This is a genomic window from Thermoplasmata archaeon (assembly GCA_015063285.1).
GTDB lineage: Archaea > Thermoplasmatota > Thermoplasmata > Methanomassiliicoccales > Methanomethylophilaceae > Methanoprimaticola.
Genome location: SUST01000004.1, coordinates 43,642 through 59,649, shown reverse-complemented (window position 1 = coordinate 59,649; position 16,008 = coordinate 43,642). Strand labels below are relative to the sequence as shown.

The following is a 16,008-nucleotide window of genomic DNA, read 5'->3' as shown; positions in this document are numbered from 1 at the left end:
GGATAATCGGTCGAGTTGTATCATCTCATGGATTTTAGCACTGCTTTGTTCTCGTCCGATACCCTGTATGATTCGCATATCTTCTGTATGGTCTTCCTGTACACCCAGTCATCCATCCTCCCATGTTTGAGAACGGCCATGGTCCTCTCAGGATACTTGATGTAGCAGAAGGAAGCGGTCCAAGCGGCCCCCATCTTATAGTAGTAGCCTTCGTTGCGATAGGATTCGATATCGGCCAGAAGCTTGTCCACATGTTCATCGTCGATGAAATGGGCCATGCGGAAAACGACCGAAACCCTCATGCGGAATTCCTTTCCGGAATCGATCAGGGACCTAAAGTAAGAATGAACGCGTTCCGAATCCTTCTTCGAGAACTTCCATGAGGAACAGAATGAATCACAGGTGGACCAGTTATCTATGATGTCAAGGAAACCTTCGGTGTATTCCAGCCTCCTCTCCACATCCATGGGAGCTGTTGCGATCACCAGACCTTTGAGGACCTCTTCCTCGAAACATGTTGGCTTCTCTTCCAGGAATGATTCCCAATCGTCTTTGATGATGGTCTTGGTCAATGCCCGGACCTTCGGGATTCTGACACCCAGTATCCCCTCTTTTCCAGGAATTAGCTTTGAAGTGAAATCCCTGTAATCAGGCTCGGCTTCCTCCTTCAGAATGCCGCGGTAATCTATCAGAGGAACACCCCTTCCAGGTTCAGAAGCTTCTTCTTCATGGAGGTGCCCCCGTTGTAATTGCCGTATCCGCCGGTCGCAGGTATGACACGATGACATGGGACCAATATGGGCAGGGGATTCTCCCTGCAAGCGGTACCGACAGCACGCATCGAATTCGGATAGCCTATGGCCTCCGCGACCTGTTTGTATGTACGGACCTCGCCGTAAGGTATCCTGTTCAGTTCCTCCATGACCCTTGACCTGAAATCCGAACCGTCATAGTAAAGATCGAGATCGAATTCTGTGCGACTCCCCGCAAGATACTCGTTGATCTGTTTCGCCGCCTCTTTCAAAACGGGCGTTTCACATTGGTCCATTGGAGGGAGATTTGAACAGGGAAGGTATACTCCGGTGATCATTCCGTTGCCGTCCTCGGTGATACTGACAGTACCTAACAGCGTGAAGAATGATGCTATGCAGGACCCGCGCATAATGCGTCATTCGTCTCAAAAGGTTTAATCATTCCTAACTGCCAGCGACCATAGACTACCTTTTTTAACAACAACGTTCTATATTGATTACAGAGGTTACATCATGGAACTAAAAGGATCCAAGACGGAGCAGAATCTGATGGCCGCATTCGCAGGTGAGAGCCAGGCCAGGAACAAATACACATACTACGCATCCCAGGCCAAGAAAGAAGGCTACGAGCAAATCGCGGACATCTTCCTTGAGACCGCCGAGAACGAGAAGGAGCACGCCAAGATTTGGTTCAAGCAGCTCCACGACGGAAAGGTCCCCAAGACCGTCGAGAACCTGAAGGACGCCGCAGCAGGAGAGAACTACGAGCACACCACGATGTACAAGGAGTTCGCCGAGACTGCAAAGGCCGAGGGATTCACCGAGATTGCAAAGCTCTTCGAGATGGTCGGAAACATCGAGAAGGAGCACGAGGAGAGATACCTTGCACTCCTGAAGAACATCGAGGAAGGAGTCGTCTTCAAGAAGGACAAAGTCGTCATGTGGAAATGCAGGAACTGCGGTTACATCCACGTTGGAGAGGAGGCCCCCGCCGTATGTCCTGTCTGTAAGCACGCCCAGTCGTTCTTCGAAGTAAGAGCAACCAACTGGTGATTATCAAACCCAATGCCTTGGTCGTTCGACCGGGGCCATATTTTTCTCAATCTTTCATGGAAGCATCATCATGGATACGGGATGCATAATCTGCGGATCCCCTTTAGAATACCTGGACAATGATATCGAGATGACCTGCTCAGTGTGCGGGAAGAGATATTCCGATAGGGTCAGATGTATTAAGGGGCATTTCGTCTGCAACGACTGCCACCTGTCCGGACTGGACACCATTGTGCCCATCTGCAGATTGGAGACGTCCAAAGACCCCGGCGTTGTTCTAAACAGGCTCATGAATCTGCCGTTCTGCCATATGCACGGTCCTGAGCACCATGTGCTGGTGGCAGCCTCGCTTCTGACGGCCTATCGCAATTCCGGGGGAAAAATAGATTTTGATTGGGCTTTGAAAGAGATAACCAATCGCGGAAAGGCCGTACCCGGAGGGATCTGCGGATACTGGGGTACTTGCGGAGCAGCGGTGAGTTCAGGAATTTTCATCTCTGTGATCACAGGCTCCAATCCGATGGCAAAGGAGCCTTTCGGATTGTCCAACATGATGACGTCTAGATCGTTAATGTCCATAGGGGGCCGCGGAGGACCCAGATGCTGTAAACGCGATTCGTATCTCGCCATCACCGAGGCGGTCGCATTCGTGAAAGAGAAACTCGGCATAGAGATGGAACTCGCTGAGATCGAATGCAAATTCAGTAGCAAGAATCAACAGTGCCTGGGGAACGAATGCCCCTTCAATAAGAAAGGATGACCCCGGAGACCCGGGGCCTTCAATGGTTTATCTGAGCCTTATGGTCTCAAGATTCTGAGGAGCCTTGGTCTCGATACCGAACTTCTTGTAGATCGATGATGCGAAGTCAGTACATTTCTTGTCCTCACCGTGACCGATGATGATCTTGTTCGGTTTGGGTTCCAAGGATGAGATGTATCTCATCAGCTGCTTCCTGTCAGAGTGTCCGGAGAATCCGTCCACGGTGACCCTCTGCATCTTGATCTGGAGATCGATGGGTTTGCCCTTCATGCTGAGGGTGATATCGGTACGTCCCCTCTGGATAGTCCTTCCGATGGATCCTTCAGACTGATAACCAACAAACAGCAGCCAATTGTTGGGATCGTCAGCCCACTCGCGGAAGTACTCCATGACAGGTCCTCCGGACATCATACCCGATGTCGCAAGGACGATACATGGGTCCGGCGAGTGGCAGATCTCTTCCCTCATGTCTGCGGTCTCCACCCTCTTGAAGATGGGAGATAGGAACGGGTTCTCGTTCTGCTGGAAAATCTGCGTCCTGAGAGAGCTGTTGAGGTACTCGGGATACGCTGTGTGAATGGCCGTTGCCTCCCAGATCATTCCGTCGAGATAGACTGTGCACTTGGGGATCTTTCCGAGGCGCATCTGCTCCTCTATGACTAGCATGACCTCCTGCGACCTTCCTACCGCGAAGACGGGGATCAGGACCTTTCCGCCCTTGGCGGTGGCCTGCTGCAACAGGTTACCCATCTCCTCCGATGCCTCAGCCCTTGTGGGGGTAACATCGTTGTGACCTCCGTAGGTGGACTCGATGACCAGAGTCTCGAGTCTGGGGAATCTGTTGTTTGCGGGGTTGAAAAGCCAAGTCTTCTCATACTTGGTATCTCCCGAGAATGCAACGTTGTGGAGACCGTCGCCGATATGGAAATGGGCGATCGCGGAACCGAGGATGTGGCCAGCGTTATGGAACGTGAGCCTGACATCGGGGGCGATATCCGTGGTCTCGTTGTACTTGAGTGTGATTGTGTGCAAGATCTCCTGCCTCACATGGGATGCATCGTAAGGCGTCTTCTTGTCCTCGCCGAATCCCAATTTGATGTTGTCGAGCTGCAGCAGGGCCATTAGATCCCTGGTGGGCGGCGTACAGTAGACAGGCCCCTTGTAACCATACTTGAACAGCGCTGGAAGTGTTCCGCAGTGGTCCAGGTGGGCATGTGTTATAACGACGGCATCAATGTCCGAGAGGGGCTGTGCCTCCGGAATCGCAAAATAGGGGGTGGCATCGGAAGACGGGTCAAGACCACAGTCGATGAGGATCTTGGACTCTCTGGTGGTCAGCAACGATGCGGACCTTCCGACCTGTCTGAATCCTCCCATGGCGGTCATCCTCACCCACTGCTCCCCTTCGAGCTTGGGCCTTGCGATCCTTCTCGCCACATACTTGAGCATGTCCTGCCTCTCGTCGTGATTTGCACGCAGGTATCCCCTGACGTCCGACACGGTCTTGGACGGGATTGGGGGTGCCCTCATGACCTTGATGTTCCAACCCGTCTCCTTCCTGAGTTCAGTCAGACGCTGGCCTTCCTTTCCGACAACCTCGCTCGGGTTGATGGCCTCCACGATCGCCTCTCCGGTCTCCTCTACGAAGTTGATGTCGAAGATCTCCGCTTTCTCAGGTATCATATTCCTGATCTGCTCCTCGACCTTGTTCGTATCCTCGAGAGTTGAGGGGTCGGGCCTGATGTCGACCCTGCGGTGGATGTTCTGAGCTATAGTCCTGGCCAGACTGTCGTCGGCCGAGAACTTCTCATAATCATCTGTATAGACCACGACCAACGGACCCTCGAAGTTGATCGATGTGATCTTCATGTCCGAAGGCACCAATCTCTTGACGTCACTGGTCAGTGTTTCGAATAGCTTGTCTACATTCATTTCAAATCCAGCTTTTGAAAAGTTGATGTTTAGAAGGGGAAGGGGTTTGGGTTACTCATGCGCTCAGTTAGGATATTTGAATCCCAACTTGGAGCACCTGTTGATGATCTCCTCTTTGGAGATCTCCTCGTAACCGTCCGGGCCGATGTAAGCGACCAGGAACCCGTCTCCCGAATAGTTGTCTCTCCTCCTCGATGAGTTGAGTGCCGTGATAGCACAGTTGATTCCCTCATCTTTGGTCATGTCGGGCTTGTACGCGGCCTCGAGCGCACCGAGTGCGAAGACCGATCCGGATCCCGACGATGTGTAATTGTCCTCCAGGACACCTCCGGCCATGTCGACGCTGAAGATGTGTCCTCCTGCTGCATCGTAACCTCCTACGAGAGGCGCGACGTAGAAGCCCTGACGGAGTATGTTTCCGATCATGACCGCAGCTGTCTGGACAGACATGGGTGCTCCTTTCTTCATCCTGTAGATGGAGATCTCGCTCTGAAGGTAGCGGACCAGCAGCTGAGCGTCTCCGACGCCTCCTGCGATGGTCATTCCAAGGTTATCGGCGATGGGGAACAGTTTCTGGCAGTGGTTGTCAGCGATAAGGTTTCCCATTGTGGCCCTCTGGTCTGTTGCCAGAACGACTCCGTCCTTGAGTTTCAGTCCGATTGTTGTTGTACCGGTCTTAAGAGTATCCTCAGTCATAGCTAATCTCCCAGTTGATGAGAAAAGACACAACACATGCTGTGCTTATCAATACATAAAGAGACATTCTATTTAAAAGGTGGGAGGGGCCTTTCGGCCGATGGATTTCCAGATCATTTGACCTTGTGTCTGGTCTTGACAGCGATGCCCCTCTTGAGATCCGTCATCTCCTGACCGCACATCATCGCCACTCCGACGAGACGGACCTTGCCGTCGCACACCGCGATGGCCTCATCGCCTACGTGGATCCTCGGATCGGCCTTTATCACACCGACGGCAAACAGGTTCCCCTTCATCTCGAAGTCCATTATCTCTATGACAGGGTACCCTCCGTCAGCAAGTATCTGGGCACCTTCCAGTGTAAGGGATATTCCTCCTCTTTCGGGGGTGAACATGCCCAATTGGATCTTGTTGTGTTCAGCATCCTCGCGGAACAGCTTGAAGTATGGGAACTTGCCGATGGCGTACGTGTTCTGATCCATCAGCAGGTCTGCCGCCTCTGCACCGAACTGGAATCTCAGCATGTTCCTCATCTGCTCGTTGCGGTCGATCATGTAGTCTACCGGCTCCATGCCCTTGGTGGCGTCCCTGAGGGCCTTGTCAAGATTCTGTATCGATGCCGGAGATGTGCTGTCCCCAACAACCGTGCAAACCATATCGGCCAATCCCTCGACGAGCTCATAGTCCTCTCCGAGATGGCAGACGACTGAGTCCCAACCCTGCGATATGACTGAACCGACCATCTCGCGGATCATCGCCTTCTCCTCAGGCTTCCACTCTCCGGTGACAGGTATGTCGTAGGAGTTCGCAGGATAGAAGGCATCTAGCTCCCTTGGGACGATTCCAAGAGGAGATGTCACTATCAGTTCCTGCACGAGCGTGTCGTGCGGGGCCGTATGGATGGCAGAAGAGAATGCCTTGTGCGATTTTGAGATATGATATGGCTTCTTTGCAGAGCATGGCAACAGGAGAAGTACCCTCTTATGTGCCGGTTTCCTATAATCCTTGATGCGTGCCTTGTAACTCTGGATGTCGGGCCTTCTCAAGGCCTGAGTGGTGTTGCAGCTGAACCTGCAGCCTGTGAACGAACATGTCTCTTCGGCGTACTCGTATCCTTCTTTATCATACAGCCTTAGCAATGCGACGGATGTGGGAGTGGACGGCGCCCTCTGATCGGCCAGCTCTCTGAGACGATCTGTAGCTATGAACATCCTGATCTTGTCAAGCTCCTCCTCCATCGCCCTGATGTTGTTCTGCGATTCGTCCTGTCCTGTGACTATCTCGGCCTCAGGGATCAGCCTTATACCGCTGATTCCGGCAGCTCTGGGCAGCGAATCGTCGAAGATATCCACGCCCATGTACGTCAGAAGTGCGACGGTGGATGGCTCGCCAAGACCTGACAGGTACAGAAGACGGTTGAATCCCGCCGCTCTCCTCAATCTGATGATGTTGTCCACGATACGCCTCGGATCCTTCCTCAGTTCGTACGCGTTGGGAACGACCACCATCTCGACGGAATCGTCGAAGGACAGATCCTCGGGAAGCGGCAATCTGGCGACCGCTATGCCTTCGGTCACCTCGACATCCGTACTCACATTCGAATTGGATGTCGTCCTGAGCCCGGATTCCATGATAACGTCGGTACCCATGATGTGAAGTACCCTGTCCATCCCCTTGACCTCTATCCAAACATCGGATTCAGCAGAACCGATCATGGCAGGAGTGGTCAGCTTCTTCTCGTTCCTGGTGTATTCGCAGACCCTCGACCTCTGGGATCTTGAGAGAACATCCAACATGCCTCTGCCTATCCGTTCAATCTATAAAAACTGGGCATCAACATAATTATTTACGCGTAAGGGATAAGCACGAATCATGGACCTATATCAGAAGGATGTCGTCTCCATCATGGATTTCTCAAAGGATGACATCGAAGGTATCCTCGACATGGCCGAGAAGATGGTCCCGTACGCGAAGGGTGAGAAGATAAAACGCACCCTAGACGGGAAGATTCTCGGAAATCTGTTCTTCGAACCTTCGACGCGTACGAAGCTATCATTCGAAAGCGCAGCTTACAGACTGGGATGCGATGTCATCGATGTCTCCGAAATGTCGATGACCTCCATGGCCAAGGGGGAGACCCTTGCTGATACCATCAAGATAGTGGACGCATACTGCGACGCCACGGTACTCAGACATCCTTTCGAGGGAGCTGCCAAACTGGCGGCGAAATTCTCCGATCATCCTGTGATCAATGCGGGAGACGGAGCGGGATCCCATCCCACACAGACACTTTTAGATCTGTTCACTATGAGGCGTGCCAAAGGCACCCTGGACGGACTCAACATCACACTGGTCGGCGACCTGAAGTACGGAAGAACGGTCCATTCTCTCGCACACGCCCTGACCAAGTTCGGGATGAAGATCACACTGGTGGCGCCTGAAAGCCTCAGGATGCCCGACGACATAATAGACCATCTGGAAGCGGGAGGATGCAGCCCCGTCACCACAGAATGTCTGGAGGATGCTGTCTCCCAAGCGGATGTGCTCTACGTCACAAGGATTCAGAGGGAAAGGTTCCCGGACCCGTCAGAATATCAGAAGGTAGCAGGGACCTACAGGGTCGACAAGACGCTCCTGGAGAAAGCAAAGAGCGACATGATCGTGATGCATCCCCTCCCCAGGGTCAACGAGATCGCACCCGAGGTGGATGACACCCCGCATGCGAAGTACTTCGAGCAGGCAGCCAACGGAGTGCCTGTAAGAATGGCCCTCCTCAACGCATTGCTGGGAGGCGAGCTCTGATGGAAGATCAGAACCCTATCAAGGAGGTTAGGCTAACACCGATCCGCAACGGTACCGTGATAGACCATATTGCATGCGGGCAGGCACTGAATGTCGTTAAGATCCTGGGAATCAACGAGAACAACATCTACTCATCCATCAGCATAGGGGTGCATGTAAGCTCGAAGGCACTCGGCTGGAAGGACATCATCAAGATTGAGGACGTGGAGATCGACCAGAAGAAATCCGAACAGATCGCCCTGGTCGCACCAGATGCGACGATCTCAATCGTCAGGGACTTCTATGTCGCTGAGAAGTACAAGGTGGTCCTGGGAGACCATGTGACCGGTCTTGCAAAATGCACCAACCCCAACTGCATCACCAACAAGGGAGAACCCATTCTCCCGGAGTTCGAGGTCACCTCCAAGTACCCCGTCCAGCTGAAATGCTGCTACTGCGAGAAGGTCGTGAACCATATCTCGGACAACCTTCTGTGATACCATGAAGATCCTTCTCGTTACCGGAATGCCTGGCGCAGGCAAGGAGGAATTGCTCAACGTGGCCCGTTCCATGGATATACCGTTCCTTAGGATGGGCGACATCGTCAGAGAATTCCATCAGACATCTGGAGCTGCGGAACAGGGCCTTTCAGTAGGACAGGTCGCCAACGGCGAGAGGGAGAAGCACGGTAAGGACATCTGGGCCAAGAGGGCTATAGAGAGGATGTCCGGAGACATATTCCTCGTGGACGGATGCAGGAGCCTGGACGAGGTCTATTCCTACAAGGGCCTCAGCAAAGAGGTCTACATAATAGGCGTACATGCGCCCCGCATTATACGCTACGACAGACTCGTGGCGAGAGGACGCGATGATGCGCCCAAGAACATTGAAGAATTCGATGAACGCGACAACAGGGAGCTGGGATGGGGCCTTGGAAGCGTCATAGCACTTTCCGATATCCTCATCGTTAACGATTCCGACCTTGATTCCTTCAAGAAGAAAGTAAAGGAAGAGCTGGAGGCCCTCAGGTGAAGTTCAGCATTGCCCGCCTCTGCGGAGGTCAGGCCCTGATGGCCGTGTCCGTGGACCCTATGGACATCGATATGGAGGCTGCCGCAGAGAAGATCGCATCCCAAGGATTGCCCATACAGACCAAGGACGACCAGATGATCGTGTACACTTGGAACGGAATGGAGACGACTCTCTACAGACCTGGAAAGGTCATGTTCTTCCCTCTTTCAGACAAGGCCACATGCATAAAGTATGCCACAGAGATTCTCGAGCAGTACCAATAAGTGCCACATAGTCAAGAATTGCGTTCTAACATACCCCTTTATCTATATTGACGGTATCGGCCCTTTGATGGACACCATATTGATGATGACAATCGAGGTCATCATAACAGCTATCCTTTCTGTGGAGGTTTACAAGCTCCACTGCCTGTCCAAGGACGGGGCGATAGCTGCGCTTATAGTCGGTGTCCTGATGGCGGTCTTCGGATCCGTCCATTCATTCTTCATAATGACATTCTTCGTCATCGTGAGTTTCTTTGCGACCATGAGGGATATAGACAAAAAGATCGCCATGGGGCTGCAGGAAGGACAGTTCGGAGAACGTAAATGGAGGAATGTTGCCGCAGTATCATTCCCTCCGGTCCTGATCACGATCGTACACTTCTTCCAGCCCATGGATGAGACGCTGTATGTGATCGCATTCCTCACCAGCATAACCGTTGCCGCAGCGGATACGATCGCCAGCGAGATCGGTGTGAAGGATCCGAACGTGTACATGATAACGACGCTGAAGAGAACGACCCCCGGAATCAACGGAGGCATTTCTAAACTCGGTACGCTGACATCGACTATCGTAGCATTCATCGTCGCTGCTTTAGGATGGGTGGTCATGACAGGTACCTTGGACCTGTTGTTGTTCATCCCGTTCATATTCGGTATATTCGGTAATTTCCTGGACAGCCTCTTCGGAGCTTGGTTCGAGAACAGAGGACTCATATCGAAGTACACGAACAACTGGTCCACCGAATTGATTTCCGCAATACTTGCCGGTGCAGTGTACTACTTCTTCCTTATGCCGGCCGCGAGTTGATGTTCTGAATAATGCGCTCCAATACCTTCCAAGCGACCACACAGATTATGATGCTTAGGACGATTGACAGCACCGCAACGATCAGGCTGGGGGCCAGACCCATCTCGTCAGGGAACCAATCGCTGTTAGGGAGGTCGTAGAACGGAACTATCATCATAGTGGCCAGAGAACCGTGCAACAACAATATTCCGAGGCTGTGCCTACCTGCTGTACTAAATGCCCAGCTGATTCCGATCCTGTGTGAGAATAGCAGCGCAACATGAAGCAGGACGATGAACATCGCCGTGGCTTCCACGAAGTAGGTGAAAACAGAATACCCTCCATAATCCCCGAAACTCATGCCGGAAAAATCGGTTTCCGGCGGGAATACGGCCACAAGGACGATGACAATGATCAAAGACCCCAGGAACACCGCCCAGTTCTTGCCGGATAATGGACTGAAGCCCTCTATCTTCTCAATGAGACCGTACTTGCTGGCGGCCATGCCGGCCAGCATGAAAGCGGCTGCAATCGGACCCAACTGCGCGTACATCGGGAGCTTCACGGGAAGGAGCTCTTTCAAGAGCAACGTGACGATGATGAGCATAACTATGGCCGCGACGGTCTTCCTCCAGTCATTGTATACATGATCGGCCAAAGCATAGAATATGAGGAATCCCCAGATCATCGCCCAGATGTAGTAGTATCCGATGCATCCTCCGCACATCGGATGTACAGAAAAACTATCATAAGGTGAGAAAACGCCGTTCAGTCCGAATCCCCATTGGAATGCCGTGAGTAGGTCTTCAAAACCCGGTGCCTTGCCGGAGACCGCCATTATCATGTACGTGATGATCGGCAGTGTAACGGCACAAATCGCAGGAATTAAAACCAGCTGAGGCAGGCGCTTCTTCATATTCCCTATAAACCCGCGACCAGGCCTGTAGAAATATCCTGATATGATGAAGAACGCCATCAATCCGAGGTAAAGCGCCTGTATAACCAACGATCCCGCACCGGCCGGTTCGTCACTCAGAATATCGGTTCCGGCCGCATCCGCTCCGCTCAGAAGTGCATCCAAGCGAACTATCACTATATGGACAAAGACTATGCTTATGATGAGCATACCTTTCAGAGTGTCCACGGACGATAACCGCTCGGAACTGTTGGTCATGATTCTGGTCAAGATTTCCTTATCCTTAATCCCATCGGCCTAATCGGCTGTGCTGATTATGAAGATTGGACGGATAACGTAACGGTTATATACATCTCTGATATCCCATGTATTGGCATGACGGCCATAGCGGAGGAGTCACACCCGGTCCCATTCCGAACCCGGCAGTAAAGCCCTCCCGCGTACCTGTCTGTACTGTATTGCGCAAGCGTACGGGAACTCAGGCACGCTGTCAGCCACTCTTCCTATTCTACTCGAACAGCGTAAGCTCTGCACCATTGTTATTTTAACATCAAGAATCATTAACAGGGTTCATGGGAATGCAAGGAAACACTGCAGCGGCCGTAATGCTCGTAGTACTTTTAATGGCCGCTTCCGTCGGGATGTTCTTTATGATGCAGGCTTTATCTTCGGCAAACCCCGATCCTCACGAAGAATCACATGATTATTCATTCGAAGGGACTCTGGACGGCATAGCCTGCAACGGGACCGGAAAGAGCACATTCGCACCTGAAACGTTGAGGGAGTATGATTACATCGTCGAATACACCATCAGCAATGGTGTGAGATCAGTCTCGGACAAATTCTACCTATTCTTCGACATGGAAGAGAGACTGATTCCGAAATTCTTCGAATATGTAGGTACTGAAGTCATAGGCGACGTTACGACCGACATATACACCTATGAGGATTCGAACAAAGGAATCAATTACAAACTTTACACTGCTGGCCCGTGCATCCTGTACCGCGTTATAATCGACGCTCAGGATTACCTCGTAGTCGGTAACGTTATTCTTGATCAATGATTAAAAATGGTCCCGCCCCATGAGGGACGGGACCTGGAATCGGTTTTTAGGGATCAATCGAGCTCGGTGAGCTTGATGAGTCTGTTCCACCTTCTGTCGACCTCTGCCTGCATCTGCTCGATGACAGGAGCGTTCTTGTCCTGCAGAAGGTGCTTGTACCTTCCCTGAGAGGTGATCCAGTCCATGATAGGCTTCTTCTCAGCCTTTCCTGCTGCGATCCTAGCGCTCTCTCCAGTGAGCTCGTACTTGCCGTTGACGACCTCGAACAGAGGCCATACACAGGTCTCGACACCGAGCTTGGCCATGGCGATGGTCTGATCGGATGCGAACCTCCATCCCCTGGGGCAGGGCGACAATGCGTTGACGAACGCAGGTCCTCCGCAAGAGAATGCCTTCTGTGCCTTCTGGACGGTGTCCCTCCAGTTGTGAGGCGATACCTGGGCGACATACGGGATGTTGTGCGCCACCATGATGGCGGTCAGGTCCTTGGAGAACTCCTTCTTTCCTGCGGACACGCTTCCTGGCCATGATGTGGTGGTCTGGGCTCCGATGGTGGTCGCAGAGGATCTCTGGATACCGGTGTTCATGTATGCCTCGTTGTTGAGACAGACATAGACCATCCTGTGTCCCCTCTCCATCGCTCCGGACAATGCCTGGAGTCCGATGTCGTAGGTTGCTCCGTCTCCTGCGAAGTTGACGAAGTTGACGTTCTCGTTGATCTTTCCCTTCTTCTTCAGTGCGTTGTAGGCGGTCTCCACTCCGGCACAGGTGGCTGCTCCGTTTCCGAAGGCAGTGTGCACATAGGGGACGTTCCATGAGGTGTACGGGAACACCGTGGTCGAAACCTCGAAGCATCCGGTGGACAGGGAGACGACAATCTCATCCTCCGATCCCATCAGGATCTGCTTGGCGATGATTGATTCGGCACATCCTGCGCACAGCCTGTGACCGCTGGTCAGCCTCACGGGCAGCTTCTGCAGGTCCTTGATTGCAAGAGAGGTCAAAGCCTCACCCCCAGATAGTGGATCTTCTCGGCAGAACCGTTGACCACCGCCTCGAAGGACTTCTCGAATCCCGCGACGGTCGCATCCGCTCCTCCGAGTCCGTAGATGACATTGTACATCTTGGGCATCTTGTCCAGATCGGAAGCTGCTGCGGTGACCTCAGGGAACATGGGCCCGTAGGCTCCGATGCTCAGGTGCTTGTCGAAGACGACTACACCCTTCTTTCCTGCCATCACTTTGGCCAACGCCTCTGCGGGCCAGGGCCTGAACACACGGGGCATGGCGCAGCCGACCTTGAGTCCCTTCTCGCGAAGGAGGTCGACGGTCGCCTTCATGGTTCCGAATGAGGAACCGAGGATAATCGCGATGTATTCTGCATCATCGCACTTGTACTCCTCTACGAGATGGTACTCCCTTCCGGAGATCTCCTTGAACTGCTTGAACACATCCTCACAGACTCCCAGTGCCTTCTGCATTGCGATGACTGACTGGTATTTGTGAGGGTAGTAAAAGTCTGGACCATCCATGTTTCCGTGGGAAACGGGGTGCTTCACGTCAAGCAGAGGGTACAGGGGCCTGTGCTCTCCGACGAAATCCCTGATGACCTGGGTGTCGAGGGTGGTCATCCTCTCGATCGCGTGGGTCAGGACGAATCCGTCCAGGTTGACCATGCAGGGCAGCTGGACGTCGACGTTCTCTGCGATCTTGGGTGCCACGATGGACATGTCGTATGCCTCCTGGACATTCTCTGAGAACAGCATGAGCCATCCGCAGTCGCGTGCGGCCATTGCGTCTCCGTGATCGTTGTTGATGTTGATGGGTCCGCTGACGGCCCTGTTGGCTACGGCCATAATGAGCGGTACCCTCATGGCTGCTGTAATGGGCAGCATCTCCCACATGTAGGCCAGTCCCTGGGATGCGGTGGCGGTGAATGTCCTCGCTCCTGCGGATGCTGACGACGTACAGAGGGTGAGAGCGGAGTGCTCGGACTCCACGCATACGAACTCGGTGCTGACCTCGGCGTTCGCGACATACTCTGCGAACTTCTCCACGATGATGGTCTGAGGGGTGATGGGGTATGCAGCACACACATCGGGGTCGATCTGCTTCCATGCGAGTGCGATGGCGTTGTCTCCATTGATTGCGATATCCTGGACCATTCTCACTCCTCCTTCATGATGATAGCTTCCTTGGGGCAGACCTTGGAACAGATTCCGCATCCCTTACAGTGGGTGAGCTTGAATCCGCTCATGTGTCCCTCTCTGAACACGACGCTGTTGTCGGGGCAGTAGATCCAGCACTGACCGCAGTCGATGCATTTGTCCTGGTCCACGACAGGCACGTACGTTCTCCAGTCTCCGGTGTTGAACTGCTCGGAGTTCCCGGGTTTGATGATGCGTCCTCCTACTACGAGGTCACTGATGCTTGCCATTACCATCTCACTGCACCTCCTGATATCCTCTCTTCAATGCAGAGAGGTTCTTGAGAATCACTTTGTCCGGCAGCTTGCCGGTGAACTTGGATGTTATCTGATCCTCGAGGTGGTCGTATCCGACCAGCGATGAGCACTTAACGAGTGCCCCCAGCATGACGGTGTTCACCATAGGCTTTCCAATCTCCTCGATTGCGATCTTCTGTGCATCCAGTGTGTGGCATTCGATATCCGTAGCCAGTGCTTCCTGGAGCTCTTTGGGTGAACCTGCGTAGTTCGCCACGACGATGGTGTCCTTCTTGGCGCCTCTGGTGACGTCCACCTTTCCGACCAATGTGCCGTCCATGATGACGACGATATCGGGCTCGTAAACCTGACTGTGTATTCTGATGGGGTTCTCCGATATTCTCGTGAATGCCCTGATGGGCGCTCCCATTCTCTCCGGACCGAACTCGGGGAAGGCTTTGACGTACTTCCCTGCCAATATAGCGGTCTCGGCTAGGATCTCGTTAGCAGTGACGACTCCCTGTCCTCCTCTGCCGTGCCAACAAATTTCGATATCCATTTGGTACCACTGTCGTTCCCCATGAACTGTAATAGATTTAAAAGATTTGGATTGGGCAATAACGAATAATGGAATGATTTAATGCTAAAAACGAATTATAATTTCCGAAATTCTACGAACTTCGTATAATTACTATCATATTTCATAAGAAAATATATCGAAATCCGTAATCGAACATCGGTGTTTCGTGACACCTATAGTGCGTCAACTGTATATTGATTCATCCACCGGTGAAAACCGCCGCAACAGAGATTATCAGCGATATCCCAGCCAATACAGCTCCCGTCGGGATACGGCGCAGACCTACGTAAGGCGCCATATAGTACCCTACGATGAACAGACCGATGGCAGAGATCCAACATGCGATCTCCAATGCATAGACGAAATCGTCTATGAAGAACAACGGGCCCAGGACCGGTATCAAGGCCACATTGGAGAAGAACACGCAGCCCACCGAATTGAGGAACATGGCCTTCCTATCGGCCTTGAACTCCTCCCTGGACTGGACCGGTTTGTCGAGGAGCGATTCGCATACCTTCCTCTTCTCCTCGTCGTTGACCGCATCCAGAGGCGTGCCTGAGAATGAATCCATTAGCTCCTGCACCCTTGACTCACGGTCCATGCCGTCTGCGTTGGAGATCACCCTGGTGTGACGTCTGATATCCAACGCCCAGATGTAGAAGAATATGATACCGTCGATCACACCCCATGTGAGGTCCATTCCCGTGACAGTTATCATGAACGAGAATTTGCTGTCGAAGTGAAGGAGTCCGAACCTCACGGCATAGGCGAATGTCAGGGCCATGATGAATCCGTACAGTATCTCCTGTATGGCAGTACCCGGCCCCGTCAAAGAGGTCAACTTACGGAAGAACTCCTTCAACACGATATGTGAATGAAAACGTTCATTTATGAACACTGCGCAAGACTATCATCCCGCAATAGCCGAAGTAAGAACGGATGTCTTATAA

General features: G+C 52.6%; 19 protein-coding genes and 1 rRNA gene. 9 read left to right on the top strand and 11 right to left on the bottom strand.

The annotated features are described in order from the left end of the window. Nucleotides 1-20: 20 nt before the first annotated feature. Nucleotides 21-788: a DNA alkylation repair protein gene (locus E7Z62_03865; protein MBE6522248.1), complete on the bottom strand. Its 768-nt coding sequence runs from the start codon at nt 786-788 to the stop codon at nt 21-23. Further along, nucleotides 689-1,162 (bottom strand): methylated-DNA--[protein]-cysteine S-methyltransferase, encoded by a 474-nt coding sequence (locus E7Z62_03860; GenBank protein ID MBE6522247.1) that lies wholly within the window; start codon nt 1,160-1,162, stop codon nt 689-691. The genes E7Z62_03865 and E7Z62_03860 overlap by 100 nt, the downstream gene beginning before the upstream one ends. 103 nt (nt 1,163-1,265) lie before the next feature. Between E7Z62_03860 and E7Z62_03855 the strand changes: the two genes are divergently transcribed. Both E7Z62_03855 and E7Z62_03850 read left to right on the top strand, forming a co-directional pair. Beyond that, nucleotides 1,266-1,805 carry a rubrerythrin family protein gene (locus E7Z62_03855; protein ID MBE6522246.1) on the top strand — a complete coding sequence of 180 codons (540 nt, stop codon included), beginning with the start codon at nt 1,266-1,268 and terminating at the stop codon, nt 1,803-1,805. 70 nt (nt 1,806-1,875) lie between these two features. Further along, nucleotides 1,876-2,565 carry an SAM-dependent methyltransferase gene (locus tag E7Z62_03850; GenBank protein MBE6522245.1) on the top strand — a complete coding sequence of 230 codons (690 nt, stop codon included), beginning with the start codon at nt 1,876-1,878 and terminating at the stop codon, nt 2,563-2,565. A gap of 27 nt (nt 2,566-2,592) precedes the next feature. Here E7Z62_03850 and E7Z62_03845 read toward each other — a convergent pair whose 3' ends face one another. The 3 genes from E7Z62_03845 to E7Z62_03835 all read right to left on the bottom strand — a co-directional run bounded on the left by E7Z62_03845 (nt 2,593) and on the right by E7Z62_03835 (nt 6,989). After that, on the bottom strand, nt 2,593-4,497 hold the full coding sequence (locus E7Z62_03845; GenBank protein MBE6522244.1) for a beta-CASP ribonuclease aCPSF1: 1,905 nt from the start codon (nt 4,495-4,497) through the stop codon (nt 2,593-2,595). 63 nt (nt 4,498-4,560) lie between these two features. Next, nucleotides 4,561-5,193 (bottom strand): proteasome subunit beta, encoded by a 633-nt coding sequence (locus E7Z62_03840; GenBank protein MBE6522243.1) that lies wholly within the window; start codon nt 5,191-5,193, stop codon nt 4,561-4,563. A 113-nt stretch (nt 5,194-5,306) separates the two neighbouring features. Then, nucleotides 5,307-6,989, bottom strand: a complete 1,683-nt coding sequence (locus E7Z62_03835) for a queuine tRNA-ribosyltransferase containing PUA domain protein (protein MBE6522242.1) — start codon at nt 6,987-6,989, stop codon at nt 5,307-5,309. A gap of 76 nt (nt 6,990-7,065) precedes the next feature. Between E7Z62_03835 and pyrB the strand changes: the two genes are divergently transcribed. The 5 genes from pyrB to E7Z62_03810 are packed head-to-tail and all read left to right on the top strand — an operon-like array spanning nt 7,066 to nt 10,077. Then, complete coding sequence (gene pyrB / locus E7Z62_03830; GenBank protein ID MBE6522241.1) at nt 7,066-7,995, top strand: aspartate carbamoyltransferase; 930 nt, start codon at nt 7,066-7,068, stop codon at nt 7,993-7,995. Further along, nucleotides 7,995-8,471, top strand: coding sequence for an aspartate carbamoyltransferase regulatory subunit (locus E7Z62_03825; GenBank protein MBE6522240.1), 477 nt, complete (start codon nt 7,995-7,997; stop codon nt 8,469-8,471). The genes pyrB and E7Z62_03825 overlap by 1 nt, the downstream gene beginning before the upstream one ends. Before the next feature lie 4 nt (nt 8,472-8,475). Beyond that, nucleotides 8,476-9,006 carry a dephospho-CoA kinase gene (locus E7Z62_03820; protein ID MBE6522239.1) on the top strand — a complete coding sequence of 177 codons (531 nt, stop codon included), beginning with the start codon at nt 8,476-8,478 and terminating at the stop codon, nt 9,004-9,006. Next, nucleotides 9,003-9,269 carry a hypothetical protein gene (locus tag E7Z62_03815; protein MBE6522238.1) on the top strand — a complete coding sequence of 89 codons (267 nt, stop codon included), beginning with the start codon at nt 9,003-9,005 and terminating at the stop codon, nt 9,267-9,269. Before E7Z62_03820 ends, E7Z62_03815 begins: the two co-directional genes overlap by 4 nt. Continuing rightward, a complete protein-coding gene (locus tag E7Z62_03810) occupies nt 9,238-10,077 on the top strand; it encodes a DUF92 domain-containing protein (protein ID MBE6522237.1) in 840 nt (279 codons plus the stop codon). The genes E7Z62_03815 and E7Z62_03810 overlap by 32 nt, the downstream gene beginning before the upstream one ends. Here the strand turns inward: E7Z62_03810 and E7Z62_03805 are convergent. Then, on the bottom strand, nt 10,058-11,230 hold the full coding sequence (locus tag E7Z62_03805; GenBank protein MBE6522236.1) for an acyltransferase: 1,173 nt from the start codon (nt 11,228-11,230) through the stop codon (nt 10,058-10,060). The two genes, E7Z62_03810 and E7Z62_03805, sit on opposite strands and share 20 nt — an antisense overlap. A 116-nt stretch (nt 11,231-11,346) precedes the next feature. Between E7Z62_03805 and rrf the strand changes: the two genes are divergently transcribed. Continuing rightward, a 5S ribosomal RNA gene (rrf, locus tag E7Z62_03800) occupies nt 11,347-11,468 on the top strand. A 76-nt stretch (nt 11,469-11,544) separates the two neighbouring features. Next, nucleotides 11,545-12,036, top strand: coding sequence for a hypothetical protein (locus E7Z62_03795; GenBank protein ID MBE6522235.1), 492 nt, complete (start codon nt 11,545-11,547; stop codon nt 12,034-12,036). Nucleotides 12,037-12,089: 53 nt separating this feature from the next. Here the strand turns inward: E7Z62_03795 and E7Z62_03790 are convergent, their stop codons facing one another. From E7Z62_03790 to E7Z62_03770, 5 genes are all read right to left on the bottom strand, one after another. Then, nucleotides 12,090-13,040, bottom strand: a complete 951-nt coding sequence (locus E7Z62_03790) for a pyruvate ferredoxin oxidoreductase (protein MBE6522234.1) — start codon at nt 13,038-13,040, stop codon at nt 12,090-12,092. Beyond that, on the bottom strand, nt 13,037-14,200 hold the full coding sequence (porA, locus tag E7Z62_03785; GenBank protein MBE6522233.1) for a pyruvate ferredoxin oxidoreductase: 1,164 nt from the start codon (nt 14,198-14,200) through the stop codon (nt 13,037-13,039). The genes E7Z62_03790 and porA overlap by 4 nt, the downstream gene beginning before the upstream one ends. Nucleotides 14,201-14,202: 2 nt before the next feature. Further along, nucleotides 14,203-14,478 carry a 4Fe-4S dicluster domain-containing protein gene (locus tag E7Z62_03780; protein ID MBE6522232.1) on the bottom strand — a complete coding sequence of 92 codons (276 nt, stop codon included), beginning with the start codon at nt 14,476-14,478 and terminating at the stop codon, nt 14,203-14,205. A 1-nt stretch (nt 14,479) separates the two neighbouring features. Then, entirely contained in the window at nt 14,480-15,037 is a 558-nt protein-coding gene (locus E7Z62_03775; protein ID MBE6522231.1) for a pyruvate synthase, read from the bottom strand. A gap of 220 nt (nt 15,038-15,257) precedes the next feature. Further along, nucleotides 15,258-15,923, bottom strand: a complete 666-nt coding sequence (locus E7Z62_03770) for a hypothetical protein (GenBank protein MBE6522230.1) — start codon at nt 15,921-15,923, stop codon at nt 15,258-15,260. Nucleotides 15,924-16,008: the final 85 nt, after the last annotated feature.